Source organism: Xanthobacter wiegelii (assembly GCF_043193855.2).
Classification (GTDB): Bacteria; Pseudomonadota; Alphaproteobacteria; order Rhizobiales; family Xanthobacteraceae; genus Xanthobacter; species Xanthobacter flavus_A.
Window position 1 is genome coordinate 3635069 of sequence record NZ_CM195529.1, and the last position, 14705, is coordinate 3649773.

Sequence of the window (14705 nt, forward strand, 5' to 3'; positions counted from 1 at the left end):
TTCGCCGTCATCGCCCGCCTTGTGCGGGCGATCCACTTCGGGGCCAGAGGGCTGCCCGGATTGGTGGCTAGCGCCCCGCCCGGTGCTGCCGCAATGGCACCCTGCCCTTGCGCGCGACCGCGCCCAGCCATTAAGCCTGTCGGCTGCGGGTGCACGGCACGATGCCCGCCACCGGAGGCCGCCCACGATGACGCCGCACCGCCTCGCCCGCCCTCTCCTCCGCCCGCTCCTCGGCCTCGCCGCCCTCCTCGCCGCGACCCCGCTCCCCGCCCTCGCCCACGACCCCATCGACGGCTCGAAGCCGCCGCCGCAGACCTCCGGCGTGTCCATCGCGCCCGGCCAGATCGGGCGGGCGGTGAAGGAGATCGACGCTCTGGCGCAGGAGATGATGGCGCGCTCCGGCGTGCCCGGCCTCGCCGTGGTGGTGGTTCAGGACGGCAAGGTGCTGGCGCTCAAGGGCTACGGCGTGCGCAAGGCGGGCGAGAGCGCGCCCATCGATGCGGACACGGTGTTCCAGCTCGCCTCCCTCTCCAAGGCGGTGGGGGCGGGCGTCGTGGCGCATGAGGTGGGCCAAGGCCAAGCGGGGAAGGGCCGGGTGCAGTGGGACGCGCCGGTGCGCACCCTGCTGCCCTGGTTCGCCCTCAAGGACCCGTGGGTGTCGGAGCACGTCACCCTCGGCGATCTCTACAGCCACCGCTCCGGCCTGCCGGACCATGCGGGCGACGAGCTGGAGAGCATCGGCTTCGACCGCCGGCAGGTGCTGGAGCGCATCAGGCTGCTGCCACTGGCGCCGTTCCGCGCGAGCTATGCCTATACCAATTTCGGCCTCACCGCCGCCGCCGAGGCCGTGGCGACGGCCGCCGGCAAGGAGTGGGCGGACCTCTCGCAGGAGGTGCTCTACAAGCCCCTCGGCATGGCGGCGACGTCCTCCCGCTTCGCCGATTTCATGGCCCGTCCCAACCGCGCCATCCCTCATGTGAAGGAGAACGGCCACTTCGTCGCGAAATACCAGCGCGACCCGGATGCGCAGGCGCCGGCGGGCGGGGTGTCCTCGTCCGCGCGGGACATGGGGAAATGGCTCGCCTTCGTGCTCGGCAACGGCTCCGTTGAGGGCCGCGAGATCGTGCCCGCCGCCGCGCTGCTGCCGGCCATGCGGGGCGAGACCATCTCCTCCCCCGCTTATGCGGTGGATGCCCGCCCCGGCACCTATGGCTATGGCTTCGGCGTCGGCGTCTCGCCGGCCGGACGGGTGACGCTCGACCATTCCGGCGCGTTCATCCTCGGCGCGGCAACGAATTTCGTGCTGCTGCCCTCGGAGAAGCTCGGCATCGTGGTGCTCACCAATGCCCAGCCCACCGGCGCCCCCGAGGCGCTCGCCATGAGCTTCATGGACATCGTGCAGTTCGGCGGGCTGACGCGCGACTGGTACGCCGCCTATCAGCCGCTCATCATGCCCATGTACAAGCCGGCCGGGGCGCTGGCCGGCAAGGCGCGGCCGACAAAGCCGGAGCCGGCCAAGCCGCTGGCGAATTATACCGGCACCTATGCCAACGCCTATTTCGGCGACGCCACGGTGGCGGAGGAGACCGGCGGCCTCGTGCTCATCATCGGCCCCCTGCCCCGCCGCTACACCCTCGCCCACTGGAGCGGCGACACCTTCACCTTCCGCCCGGAGGGCGAGGAGACGTTCCCGCCGGGCACCGTCTCGCAGGTGACATTCGCCGACGGGCGGATGACGGTGGAGATCTTCAACGACAACGGGCTCGGCACGTTTGCGCGCAAATGAGCGTGCGCGCAAATGAGTGCGCCCACAAGTGACGGGCTGACAGGGAGAGCGCCATGGTCTTCTGGGTTCCGCTCATCGCCTATGCGGCGGCCGTCCTGCTGGCCGCGCTCTCCTTCGCGCGAAAGCCGGCGCCGCGCCGGCCGCTCGATCTGGCGCGGGCGCTGCTGCGCTACCTGAACCTCTTCCCCGTGGGCCTTATGGGCCTGTGGGGCGCGCTGGGGCATCTCGTATTCCCGGCGCAGGCCGCCGCTTCCATCGGCTGGGCGACCAGCCCGTTCCAGACCGAAGTGGGCCTCGCCAATCTCGGCATCGGCCTTGCGGGCGTCATCGCCGCCTTCTGGCGCGACTGGGGTTTCCGCGCCGCGGTGGCGGTGATGACGGCTGGCTTCCTCGGCGGGGCGGGCCTCAACCACATCATCGAGATCGAAAAGACCGGCAATTTGGCCGCAGGCAATGCCGGCCCCATTCTCTACACGGACCTCCTCACGCCGCTTTTGCTCGTCATCCTCCTGGCCCTGACCTACCGATCCGACCGGGCCGCGCGCCCGTAGGACTGGAGATAGCTGGAGCGCCTGGACGGGCATGGTGGACGAGGAAAGAAACCGCTTCTCCGCGCGCGCCGCGCGCTATGCCCGGGTGGGCGCCAATGTGGGCGGGGTCGCCGCGCGCATCGCCGGTGCCCGCCTCATGGGGCTCGACCGCGACGGCAACAACGCGGCCGCCCTCGCCTCTGCCTTGGGTGGGCTGAAAGGGCCTCTGATGAAGGTGGCCCAACTCATGGCCACCATTCCGGACGTGCTGCCCCCCGAATATGCCGCCGAGCTTCAGAAGCTGCAGAGCGATGCCCCGCCCATGGGCTGGGCCTTCGTGCGCCGGCGCATGATGGCGGAGCTGGGCCGCGACTGGGAGCAGAAGTTCGCGAGCTTCGAGCACGCCCCCTCCGCCGCCGCCTCCCTCGGGCAGGTCCACAAGGCGGTGACGCTGGCGGGCGCGCGCGTCGCCTGCAAGCTCCAGTATCCGGACATGCAGGCGGCGGTGGAGGCGGACCTCTCCCAGCTCGACGTGCTCTTCTCCATCCATCGCCGCATGGACGGCGCCATCGACACCCGCGAGATCGCCCGCGAGATCGGCGAGCGGGTGCGCGAGGAGCTGGATTATCGCCGCGAGGCCAAGCATGCCGCGCTCTATGCCCATATCCTGAAGGACGAGCCCAAGGTCCGCGTGCCCGGCACCCATGCCGACCTCTCCACCGGCCGGCTCCTCACCATGGACTGGCTGGACGGCGAGAAGATCCTCGGCTTCACCGAGCATCCGCTGGCCGAGCGCAACGCGCTGGCCGAAGCCATGTTCGCCGCCTGGTGGCAGCCCTTCTCGCGGTTCGGGGTGATCCATGGCGATCCCCACCTCGGCAACTACACAGTCTTCTCGGTGGACGGGCGGCCGGCAGGCATCAACCTCCTGGACTATGGCTGCATCCGCATCTTCCCGCCGGCCTTCGTGGCGGGCGTGGTGGACCTCTATCGCGGGCTGATGGCCGGGGACGACGCGCGCGTGGTCCATGCCTACGAGACGTGGGGCTTCAAGGGCCTGAAGCGCGAGCTGATCGATGTCCTGAACATCTGGGCGCGCTTCATCTACGGCCCGCTGATGGACGATCGGGTGCGCACCATCGCGGATGGCGTGTCGCCCGCAGCCTATGGCCGCAAGGAAGCGTTCACCGTCCACACGGCGTTGAAGCAGCTCGGCCCCGTCACCGTGCCGCGCGAGTTCGTGTTCATGGACCGCGCCGCCATCGGCCTCGGCGGCGTGTTCCTCCATCTCAAGGCGGAACTCAACTTCCACCGCCTGTTCGAGGAGGCCATCGCCGACTTCTCCGAAGAGGGCGTGGCAGCCCGGCAGGCGGAGGGGCTCAAGGTGGCGGGGCTCGCTTAAGCCCGGCCTCTCCATGCCGTCGTCCTCCGACTTGATCGGAGGACCCATGGCGCCGTTTGTCCCCCGCGCGACCACCTGCTCAATCGCAGCGATGGGCTCTCCGGTCAGGCCGGAGGGCGAGGGTGGCTTAAGCGTTCACGCCTTTTCCCCCTCCTCCGCCGCCACCCGGCCGGAAAACAGCTCCGCCACGAAGCGCGTGTCGGGGTGGTGGGCGCACAAAGTGAGTGCGGCGATCAGGATCGGCACGCCGATGAAGGCGCCGGCGATGCCCCACAGGAAGGCGAAGAAGAACACCGCGAACAGCACCAGCACCGGCGAGACCGAGAGCGCCTTGCCGGCGAGGCGCGGCTCCAGATAGCTGCCCGACAGGAACTGGATGATGTTCAGGCTCACGAACACGAACAGCGCCATCTCCCAGCTCTCGAACTGGGCCAAAGCGAAGAGCGTCGGCAGCAGCGTCGCCACGAACGGGCCGATGAAGGGGATGTAGTTCAGCGCGAAGGCGATGGCGCCCCAGGCGAGCGCCAGCTCCAGCCCGGCGGTGAGGGTGAAGGCCCACACCACCGCGCCGGTGGCGATGCTCATGAGCGTGCGCACCGCCATGTAGGTCTGCATCTTGCGGGCGATGTCGGCGAGCGCGGGGGCGAGAAAGGGCGCGCGGCCGGAGCGGGAGAGGCGCATGACCTGGCTCTTCATCGCATCCACTTCCAGCAATCCCAGCAGCACATAGATGAAGGTGAAGACGAGGAAGCTCGCCATGCCCTGCAGCCGGCCGGAGAGATCCTGAAACAGGCGCAGCAGCCAGCGCACGTCGAAATGCTCGGCCCACAGGCCGGCGAGCACGAAGCCATGACCCTCCAGCCAGATCGCCGCCTCGCCATAGAGGCGCTGGAAGCGGGAGGCGTTCTGGAACACCCAAGTGGCCACATGGCTGAAGCCCCACACCACCACCGAGGACACCGCCCCCACCACCGCCAGCGTGATGAGGAGCGTGCCGAGCACGGCGACCATCTTCGGCAGCTTCGCCTCCAGCCGTGCGAGCAGCGGATGCACCACGGCGATCACGAACAGCGCGAACACCACCGGCGCCAGCAGCGCGTCCGTCACGTAGAGCGCCGCGAACACGACCACCGCCGCCGCCAGCCCCACCAATCCCCGCATCATCCCGCCTCCGGTTTCCCGATGGCGATACCTGAGCCGGAGAAGATTGGCGAGCGCTGTCGCCGTCCGCCCGGGCCAGCCTCCCGAACCCGACGCGCCGCCCGATCCAGGCCGGCTCAACCGCGCGAATGTATGCAATGCGCACGCAATTCTTCGCTTTTGCACAATTAATAACCTACCATTGCCCAGCCGAAGCGCAGCCGCGGTGCCAGCGGATCCGCCAAGTCATTGAAAAACAACAGCCAGACTCTTGGCACGCCGGTTGCTTTTAACGATGTCGAGTTGGTGGCTAGGGTTCCGGCATCGAACGATGCGCTGGTCCGAGAGCTGCCACCGCGACGGGAGACATCCGGCGCGGGTGCACGGCGGGATAAAAGCCCGGGAGACCTCAGTGGCCAAGGAATTGGCGGCACTGGTCTCGCCAATTCCCAATTCGTTGAAGCGAAGGGGAATTTGAATGCGCACTCCGGTTTCGTCCAAACTTCACCGTCTGAAATCCGCGCTCGCGGGGGCCTTCGGCCTTGCCGCCGTGGCCGGCCTCGCGCTCGGCGCCGGCCCGGCGCAAGCCGCGCCGAAGAAGGAATTCAAGGTCGCCTGGTCGATCTATGTGGGCTGGATGCCCTGGGGCTACGCCAACGACACCGGCATCGTGAAGAAGTGGGCCGACAAGTACGGCATCAAGATCGATGTGGTGCAGTTCAACGATTATGTGGAGAGCATCAACCAGTACACGGCCGGCGCCTTCGACGCCCTGACCGTGACCAATATGGATGCCCTCTCCGTGCCCGCCGCCGGCGGCGTGGACACCACCGCCGTCATCGTCGGCGACTTCTCCAACGGCAACGACGCCGTGATCCTGAAGGGCAAGAAGGACCTCGCCGCCATCAAGGGCCAGAAGGTGAACCTGGTCGAGTTCTCCGTCTCCCACTATCTGCTCGCCCGCGCGCTTGAGAGCATCAAGCTCAAGGAGCGCGACGTGAAGGTGGTGAACACCTCGGACGCCGACATGGTCGCCGCCTACAAGACCAAGGCTGTGACTGCCGTCGTCACCTGGAACCCGCTGGTGTCGGAAATCCTCACCGACAAGAACGCCCACGCGGTGTTCGACAGCTCCAAGATCCCCGGCGAGATCATGGACCTTCTCGTCGCCAACACCGCCGTGGTGAAGGACAACCCGGACTTCGCCAAGGCGCTGGTGGGCATCTGGTACGACACGACCACCCTCTTCACCGCCGACACGCCGGAAGGCAAGGCGGCGCGCGAGGCCATGGGCAAGGCCTCCGGTACCGATCTCGCCGGCTTCGACAGCCAGCTCGCCGCCACCAAGCTGTTCGCCAAGGCGCCCGACGCGGTGGCCTTCGTCCGCTCGCCGGATGTGGGCACCACCATGGACCGCGTGCGCAAGTTCCTGTTCGAGAAGGAGCTGCTCGGCTCCGGCGCCAAGTCCGCCGACGCCATCGGCATCGAGCTGCCCGGCGGCAAGGTGCTGGGCGACGCCAAGAACGTGAAGCTGCGCTTCACCGACACCTGGATGGCGATGGTCGCCGACGGGAAGCTGTGAGGGGGTAGTTCCTCCCCCCTCTCCCCTTGAAGTCGGCTTTTGCCGACTTCAAACAGCCCGCCGGGGCGCAGTTCTCAGGATTGTCATCCCCCGGCTTGTCCGGGGGATCCACGGTCCCGCAAGTCCGCTCGTCGGCACAGTAGAGCCATCCAGCGGAGAAGTGGATGCCCCGGACAAGCCGGGGCATGACGGCGCGGTCGGATGACGACCCGCTCCACGCCCTTCCCACCCTTCAGGAGCAGCGCTGATGCGCCTCATCAATGTCAGGCCGGATCGGGGAACGGCGCTGTTCCTTGCCGTCCTCCCGTTCGCACTGGTCGTTCTCGCCTACATCCTCGGCTCGGCGGAGCGCCTTGCGGAGAACCCGGACGACAAGCTGCTGCCGAGCCTGCCCTCCCTCGGCAACGCCATCGTCAAGATGGCCTTCACCGCCGATGCACGCACCGGCGACTATCTCCTGTGGACCGACACGATCGCCAGCATGGAGCGGCTGCTGGCGTCTCTGGCGATCGCCACACTCATCGCCCTCGTCATCGGCGTGCTGGTGGGGATGCTGCCCGTCGTGCGGGCGCTGCTGGCGCCGTTTGTCGCCATGGTCTCCATGGTGCCGCCGCTGGCGCTCCTGCCCATCCTGTTCATCGTCATGGGGCTGGGCGAGGAATCCAAGATCGCCCTCATCACCATCGGCATCACGCCCTATCTGGTGCGCGACCTCGCCATGCGGGTGGAGGAATTGCCGCGCGAGCAGATGATCAAGGCGCAGACGCTGGGCGCCTCCACCTGGCAGATGGGCCTGCGCGTGGTGCTGCCGCAGATATTGCCGCGCCTGATGGACGGGCTGCGCCTCTCCCTTGGCCCGGCCTTCCTCTTCCTCATCGCGGCGGAGGCGATCGCCTCGGATTCCGGCCTCGGCTATCGCATCTTCCTGGTGCGGCGCTATCTCGCCATGGATGTGATCCTGCCCTACGTGGCCTGGATCACGCTCATCGCGGTGGCCATGGATTTCGGCCTCGCCCGCGCCCGCCGCGCCCTCTTCCCCTGGTTCGGAGCCGCGAAATGACCGCCATTTCCGTGCGACATCTCTGGAAGGAATATGGCGAGCAGATCGTGCTCGAGGACATCAACCTCGACTTCGCGCCACGCTCCTTCATCGCCCTTGTCGGCCCCTCCGGCTGCGGCAAGACCACCTTCCTGCGCATCCTCCTCTCCGAGGAAACCACGACGCGGGGCGAGGTGCTCATCGAGGGCCAGCCCATCGCCCGCGAGCCGGGCGCCGACCGGGGCGTCGTCTTCCAGCGCTATTCGGTGTTTCCGCATCTCACCGTGCTCGGCAACGTGCTGCTCTCCGCCGAGATGGCGGAGGCGCCCCTGACCGGCCGGCTGTTCGGCACCCGCCGCCGGCAGGCACAGGACGAGGCCCGCGCGCTCATCGAGGAAGTCGGCCTCAAGGGGGCGGAGGACAAGTATCCCGCCGCTTTGTCCGGCGGCATGCAGCAGCGCCTCGCGCTCGCCCAGGCCATCATGAGGAAGCCGAAGATCCTGCTCTTGGACGAGCCGTTCGGTGCGCTCGATCCCGGCATCCGCGCCGACATCCACCAGCTCATGCTGAAGCTGTGGAACGAGTGCGAGATGACCGTGGTGATGGTGACCCACGACCTCAAGGAGGCCTTCACGCTGGCCACCCGCATCATCGCCTTCGAGCGCCGCCGCAACCGGCCGGAGGAAAAGGCGCGCTACGGCGCCACCATCGCCAAGGACATCGAGGTCTGGCCCAAGAGAATCGCCGGCCAGCTCAAGTTGAAATCCACCGCCCCCGGCCGGGACGACCCGGCCATTCCCTCGGGCACCGGCCGGGACGACCCGGCGCTGAAGACGGCTTGAGGAGACAGCCATGACCATCAGCGTCGAAACCCAGACCTTCATCGAAGAGAACAAGCGCCGCTACGAGGAATTGAAGGCGGCCGGCCAGCAGCATGCGCCCAAGGCCCTGCCCGGCCCCACCCTGCGCGGCTCGGCTTCCATCATGCCCGGCGCGGTGCTGCACACCGAGACCATTCCCGGCGGCTGGTACTGGTCCACGCCGCTGAAGGCGGGCGAGGCCCTGCGCATCCATCTGGCGCACGGGCCGGCCGCCGTCTCCATGATCGCGTGGTCGGCCACCGACGCCTCCGAGCGGCTGAACTATGCCGACACGGTGAAGGTGCAGTGGACATCCGCGCTCGGAAAGGGCCGCGTGCTGTTCTCCGACATGGGGCGGGTGATGTTCTCCATGGTCGAGGACACCACCGGCATGCACGACGCGCTGGTCGGCGGCTCGACCCCCGCCTCCAACCGCGCCCGCTATGGCGACAAGGTGCTGCGCAACACGCGCGACAACTTCATTCTTGAGGCGCTGAAGCGCGGCCTCGACAAGCGGGACATCCCCCCCGCCTTGACCTTCTTCGCCCCCGTGCGCACGGACGCGGACGGCAATTTCCGCTGGATCGAGGACGCCCGCCAGACCGGCGATTTCGTGGACCTGCGCGCGGAGATGGACCTCGTCGTCGCCCTCTCCAACTGCCCGCACCCCATGGACCCGGCCCCGGACTACGCCCCGCCCCCGGTGGAGGCCATCCGCCACCAGCCGCCCGCTCCCGCCGCAGACGATCTCTGCCGCACCGCCACCATCGAGGCCGTCCGCGGCTTCGAGAACAATGCGCGCTGAGGGAGGACGACATGACCCAGTTCTTCGCCACCCCCGTCCGCGATGCGTCCTCCGCGCTGCGCGATTACTTCGTGCCCGCCAACGCCCCCTTCTCCTGCCTCGTGAAGAAGGGCGAGAGCGTCCGCATCGTCGATCTCGAAGGCCAGCAGGCCGTCGATACGCTCTTCTACAAGGCCGACGACTTCACCGAGCGCTATTCCTCGCAGGATACCCTGCGCGTGCAGGGCTCGGCCTATGTCTCCACGGGCACCAGGCTGATCTCCAGCGAAGGCAATGTGATGGCGACCGTGACGGCCGACACCTGCGGCCGGCACGACACCTCGGCGGGCGCCTGCTCGTGCGAGGCGAATACGGTGCGCTTCGGCCATCAGGTGAAGTATCTGCACGCCTGCCGCGAGAATTTCGTCATCGAGGTGTCGAAGCACGGCATGACGAAGCGGGACATCGTGCCCAACATCAACTTCTTCATGAACGTGCCGGTGGAGCCCACGGGCGAACTCGCCATCGTGGACGGCATTTCCGGCCCCGGCGACTATGTGGAGCTGCGCGCGGAGATGGATGTGCTCCTCGTCATCTCCAACTGCCCGCAGATCAACAATCCCTGCAACGGCTTCAACCCGACGCCCATCCAGGTGCTCGTGTTCGGCGCGGAGGATTGAGGGCGATGTTCTCGAAAATCCTCATCGCCAACCGCGGCGAGATCGCGCGGCGGGTCATCCGCGCCGCGCGGGCCATGGGCATCAAGTCCGTGGCCGTGCATTCGGACGCCGACCGCTTCACCCGCGGCGTGCTGGAGGCGGACGAGGCCGTGCGCCTCGGCCCGGCCCCGGCCGCCGAGAGCTATCTCAATGTCGATGCCGTCATCGCCGCCTGCAAGGCGACGGGGGCTGAGGCCGTGCATCCCGGCTATGGCTTCCTGTCCGAGAACGTGCGCTTCGCGCGGCGCCTCGCGGAGGAAGGCATCGCCTTCGTCGGCCCGAAGCCGGAGCATCTGGAAGCCTTCGGCCTGAAGCACACCGCGCGTGAGCTGGCCAAGGCATCGGGCGTGCCCCTGCTGCCCGGCACCGACCTCCTCGACAGCGCCGAAGAGGCGCTGAAGGCGGCGGAAGCCATCACCTATCCGGTGATGCTGAAATCCACGGCCGGCGGCGGCGGCATCGGCATGCAGCTCTGCCACACGCCGGAGGAATTGCGCGACGTGTTCGAGCGCGTCCAGCGCACGGCCCGCGCCTCCTTCGGCGATGCCCGCGTCTATCTGGAGCGCTTCGTCTCGGAAGCGCGCCATGTGGAGGTGCAGATCTTCGGCGACGGCAAGGGCCGCGTGGTGGCGCTGGGCGAGCGCGACTGCTCGCTCCAGCGGCGGAACCAGAAGGTGGTGGAGGAGACCCCCGCCCCGCTCCTCTCCGACACTGTGCGCGCCCGCCTCCACGCCGCCGCCGTCCAGCTCGGCGAGAGCGTGAAATACGAGAGCGCCGGCACGGTGGAATTCATCTACGACCCGGCGCGGCAGGAATTCTATTTCCTTGAGGTGAACACCCGCCTTCAGGTGGAACATCCCGTCACCGAGGCGGTGTTCGGCATCGATCTCGTGGAATGGATGATCCGGCAGGCGGCGGGCGAAGACCCCATCGCCTCCGCCGGCCCGCTCACCCCCAAGGGTGCGGCCATGGAGGTGCGGGTCTATGCGGAAATCCCCCACGCCAATTTCCAGCCCTCCGCCGGCCTGCTCACCGAGGTGAAATTCCCCGCGTGGGCGCGCATCGACGGCTGGATCGAGACCGGCACGGAGGTGACGCCTTATTACGATCCCATGCTCGCCAAGGTGATCGTCACGGCGGACGACCGCCCCGGCGCCATCGCGGCGCTGCAGAAGGCGCTCAGCGAGACCTCCATCTGCGGCATCGAGACGAACCTGCAATATCTCTCCGCCATCGCCGCGTCCGACCTCCTCGCCTCCGGCAAGGTGGCGACGACCGCGCTGAGGGATTTCGCCTTCCGGCCCACGAGCGTGGAAGTGGTCGTGCCCGGCGCCCAGTCCAGCCTTCAGGAGCTACCGGGGCGGCTGAACCTGTGGCACGTGGGCGTGCCGCCGTCCGGCCCCATGGACGAACACTCCTTCCGCCGCGCCAACGCCCTGGTGGGCAATGCCGGGACCGCCTGCGCGCTGGAGATGACCGTCAACGGCCCCACCCTGCGCTTCCATGACGATGCGGTGGTCGCGCTCTCCGGCGCGCATATGCCGGCGAAGCTCGACGGCGCCTTGGTGCCGCACGATGCGGCCTTCCCGGTGAAGGCCGGGCAGATGCTCGCCATCGGCACAATCGAGGGTGCGGGCCAGCGCGCCTATCTGGCGGTGTCCGGGGCCTTCCAGGCGCCGGAGGTGCTGGGCTCGCGGGCGACCTTCGCGCTCGGCCAGTTCGGCGGCCATGCCACCGGCACGCTGAAGGCGGGCGATGCCCTCCACCTCGCTCCCGCGCCCGCGCGCCCGACCGGGCCGGCGGCGCAGGTGCCCGCCCCCGCCCCGCTCACGCGGGACTGGCAGATCGGCGTGCTCTACGGCCCCCACGGCGCGCCGGACTTCTTCCAGCCGGAGGATATCGCCGACCTGTTCTCGGCCACCTACGAGGTGCATTTCAACAGCGCCCGCACCGGCGTGCGCCTGATGGGGCCGACGCCCCGCTGGGCGCGCACGGACGGCGGGGAGGCGGGGCTCCACCCCTCCAATTTGCACGACAACGCCTATGCCATCGGCGCCATCGACTTCACCGGCGACATGCCCATCATCCTCGGCCCGGATGGCCCCTCGCTGGGCGGCTTCGTCTGCCCGGCGGTGATCGCCCGCGACGAGCAGTGGAAGATGGGGCAATTGAAGCCCGGCGACCGGGTGCGCTTCGTGCCCTTGCCCCGGCCGGAAGACCCCATCGCCGGCCCCGCCCTCATCGGCGCGCCGGAGGAGACCTCCTCCCCCATCCTCGCCATCCATGAGGATGGGCCGGTGCGCGTGGTCTACCGCCGGCAGGGGGACGACAATCTCCTCGTCGAGTTCGGCGACATGCATCTCGACGTCGCCCTGCGCCTGCGCGCGCACCTGATGGCGGAGGCCGTGCAACAGGCGAAGCTGCCGGGCCTCATCGACCTCACCCCCGGCATCCGCTCGCTCCAGATTCATTATGACGGCGCGAGCCTGCCCCGCGTGAAGCTGCTCGATGCCCTCGCGGAGATCGAGAAGGGCCTGCCGGCGGCCGAGGACGTGGTGGTGCCGAGCCGCATCGTCCATCTGCCGCTTTCCTGGAACGACCCGCAGGCGGAGCTCGCCATGCGCAAGTATCAGGAGCTGGTGCGGGCCAACGCGCCGTGGTGCCCCGACAACATCGAGTTCATCCGCCGCATCAACGGGCTCGAAGACGAGCAGGCGGTGAAGGACATCATCTTCGGCGCCAGCTATCAGGTGCTCGGTCTGGGCGATGTCTATCTCGGCGCGCCTGTGGCCACCCCCATCGATCCGCGCCACCGCCTCGTCACCACCAAGTACAACCCGGCCCGCACCTGGACGCCGGAAAACGCCGTGGGCATCGGCGGCGCCTACATGTGCATCTATGGCATGGAGGGGCCGGGCGGCTACCAGCTCTTCGGCCGCACCATCCAGATGTGGAACACGTGGCGGCGGACGCCCGCCTTCCGCGACAATCCGTGGCTGCTGCGCTTCTTCGACGAGATCCGCTTCTTCCCGGTCTCCCATCAGGAGCTGATGGAGGCGCGCGCCGCCTTCCCGCACGGCGCCTATCCCGTGCGCATCGAGGAGAGCCGCTTCTCCTATGCGGACTATGCGGCGAACCTTGCCGCCAATTCCCGCGCCATCACGGCCGGCAAGGCGCGCCAGCAGGCGGCCTTCGAGGCGGAACGCGCGCGCTGGAAGGCGGAGGGGCTGGACTCTTTCGTCGTCGAGGACGGCGCTGGCCCCTTCAGCGATGGCGAGATGCCGGACGGCTGCTTCGGCGTCGCCGCCAACGTGCCGGGCAATGTCTGGAAGGTGTTGGTGGAGGCGGAAGCGATGGTCGCCGCAGGCGACACCATCGCCATCATCGAGAGCATGAAGATGGAGATTTCCATCATTGCCCATGCCGCCGGCCGCGTCCGCGAGATCCGCGCCGCGCCGGGCCGCACCGTCCGCTCGGGCGATGTGGTGGCCGTGCTCGAAACCGTGTGAGGACAAAGATGACCAACGAGACCCCGCTCAGCGGCCCTCGCGCCTCTCTCCCGCCGGATGCCGTGCCCATCGCCGTGGTGGGCGCCCATCTCACGGGCATGCCCCTCAACGGCGAATTGACCGGCGCCGGTGGCGTGCTGGTGAAAAGCTGCCGCACGGCGCCGGACTATCGCCTGTTCGTGCTGCCGGACACCACGCCGCGCAAGCCCGGCGTGGTGCGCGCCCCCGGCTTTTCCGGGCCGGGGCTGGAGGTGGAGGTGTGGGCGCTCGCGCCCGCCGCCTTCGGCCGCTTCGTCGCCGCCATCCCCGCGCCGCTGGGAGTGGGCAAGCTCAAGCTGGAGGACGGCTCGGAAGTCTCCGGCTTCCTCTGCGAGGCCCATGCGGTCGCGCAGGCGGAGGAAATCACCGCGCTGGGCGGCTGGCGCGCTTATGTGAGCGGTGGGACCGGCGTGTCGCAGGCATAGACGGAAAGGGCGGCCTATCCTGCCCTCGCGCCCCGGACGCATGCAGCGACAGCGGAATGCGAGCCGGGGCCCAGCGCAAGGGGGCGCCGAAGGCGCTTCCGAACCACAACGCTCTCAGGCATTGCCCACTTGCGCGGGAGTCTTGCGCTGGCCCCCGGCTCGGCGCTCCACCTGCGGTGTCGCTTGTCCGGGGCGCCTACGGCCCGTTCCCCGTGAAGGTGAGAAAATCCGTGCTGCGGCGCACGCAGCACCCTTCCCCGCCCTCAATCATTACTTCGTGATCCATTAAGACAGCTGAACAAGTGCTGAATCCCCGGCCGCTCCGCGCGCCCGCGCAGCACCACGGCGCCGCCCAAGCCGCCTTTCTTTTCAACATCATGCGCCGAAAACTTGGCCCCTTCGCAAAATGCGAAAGCGTGGCCGCATGTTTACGCTTCGGGAAGAACCTGTTCAGCCCCCATTAAGACAAGTAAAAATCCTTTTATTTCCGTGCTTTAGCAAAGTCTTCATCGCCACCTGCCATCTTCATCGGAGTTGGTTTGAGTAGCAGGTGCGTAGACATGACCGATGCCTATCGGCCGAGGGTCAAATATGTGATCGGGCCGGACGGGGGACCCCTGACCATCGCCGACCTGCCGCCGCCGGATACGCGGCGCTGGGTCATCCGCCGCAAGGCGGAGGTGGTGGCCGCCGTGCGCGGCGGGCTTCTCTCGCTCGAGGAAGCCTGCAAGCGCTACACCCTCACCGTGGACGAATTCCTCTCGTGGCAGGCCTCCATCGACCGCCACGGCCTGCCGGGCCTGCGCACCACGCGCATTCAGCACTACAGGCAGTAGAACCAACGGCGCCGGTCAATGACAGGCGCCGTGTGGGTTTTGCGTTGCTTTCGC

The 14705-nt window shown here is 68.2% G+C and carries 11 protein-coding genes, 1 pseudogene and 1 riboswitch; of the genes and pseudogenes, 11 read left to right on the forward strand and 1 reads right to left on the reverse strand.

Annotated elements, in window-relative coordinates; genetic code table 11:
- Positions 1–187: 187 nt before the first annotated feature.
- From V5F63_RS16930 to V5F63_RS16940, 3 genes are read left to right on the forward strand one after another with little or no spacing between them, the layout of a single operon-like run.
- The gene (locus V5F63_RS16930; protein WP_394100815.1) at positions 188–1786 is read left to right on the forward strand and encodes a serine hydrolase; all 1599 of its coding nucleotides are present in this window, start codon (positions 188–190) and stop codon (positions 1784–1786) included.
- Positions 1787–1839: 53 nt separating this feature from the next.
- A complete protein-coding gene (locus V5F63_RS16935) occupies positions 1840–2337 on the forward strand; it encodes a DUF6790 family protein (protein WP_394100814.1) in 498 nt (165 codons plus the stop codon).
- Between the two features lie 31 nt (positions 2338–2368).
- Positions 2369–3718, forward strand: a complete 1350-nt coding sequence (locus V5F63_RS16940; protein ID WP_394100813.1) for an ABC1 kinase family protein — start codon at positions 2369–2371, stop codon at positions 3716–3718.
- A 135-nt stretch (positions 3719–3853) separates the two neighbouring features.
- Here V5F63_RS16940 and V5F63_RS16945 read toward each other — a convergent pair whose 3' ends face one another.
- On the reverse strand, positions 3854–4882 hold the full coding sequence (locus V5F63_RS16945; protein ID WP_394100812.1) for an AI-2E family transporter: 1029 nt from the start codon (positions 4880–4882) through the stop codon (positions 3854–3856).
- 275 nt (positions 4883–5157) lie between these two features.
- Positions 5158–5266, forward strand: a riboswitch (guanidine-I (ykkC/yxkD leader).
- Positions 5267–5336: 70 nt separating this feature from the next.
- Between V5F63_RS16945 and V5F63_RS16950 the strand changes: the two genes are divergently transcribed.
- The 8 genes and pseudogenes from V5F63_RS16950 to sciP all read left to right on the forward strand — a co-directional run bounded on the left by V5F63_RS16950 (position 5337) and on the right by sciP (position 14651).
- A complete protein-coding gene (locus tag V5F63_RS16950) occupies positions 5337–6440 on the forward strand; it encodes a putative urea ABC transporter substrate-binding protein (RefSeq protein ID WP_394100811.1) in 1104 nt (367 codons plus the stop codon).
- A 247-nt stretch (positions 6441–6687) separates the two neighbouring features.
- Positions 6688–7500: an ABC transporter permease gene (locus V5F63_RS16955; RefSeq protein WP_394100810.1), complete on the forward strand. Its 813-nt coding sequence runs from the start codon at positions 6688–6690 to the stop codon at positions 7498–7500.
- Positions 7497–8321 (forward strand): ABC transporter ATP-binding protein, encoded by an 825-nt coding sequence (locus tag V5F63_RS16960; RefSeq protein WP_394100809.1) that lies wholly within the window; start codon positions 7497–7499, stop codon positions 8319–8321. The genes V5F63_RS16955 and V5F63_RS16960 overlap by 4 nt, the downstream gene beginning before the upstream one ends.
- A gap of 10 nt (positions 8322–8331) precedes the next feature.
- Complete coding sequence (locus V5F63_RS16965; protein WP_394100808.1) at positions 8332–9144, forward strand: urea amidolyase associated protein UAAP1; 813 nt, start codon at positions 8332–8334, stop codon at positions 9142–9144.
- Between the two features lie 11 nt (positions 9145–9155).
- On the forward strand, positions 9156–9803 hold the full coding sequence (locus tag V5F63_RS16970; protein WP_394100807.1) for an urea amidolyase associated protein UAAP2: 648 nt from the start codon (positions 9156–9158) through the stop codon (positions 9801–9803).
- Positions 9804–9808: 5 nt separating this feature from the next.
- Entirely contained in the window at positions 9809–13351 is a 3543-nt protein-coding gene (uca, locus tag V5F63_RS16975) for an urea carboxylase (RefSeq protein ID WP_394100806.1), read from the forward strand.
- A 62-nt stretch (positions 13352–13413) separates the two neighbouring features.
- Positions 13414–13815, forward strand: a pseudogene (locus tag V5F63_RS16980) (allophanate hydrolase-related protein); the annotation flags it as partial.
- Between the two features lie 560 nt (positions 13816–14375).
- Complete coding sequence (sciP, locus tag V5F63_RS16985) at positions 14376–14651, forward strand: CtrA inhibitor SciP (RefSeq protein WP_012113328.1); 276 nt, start codon at positions 14376–14378, stop codon at positions 14649–14651.
- The last annotated feature ends 54 nt before the right edge of the window (positions 14652–14705 follow it).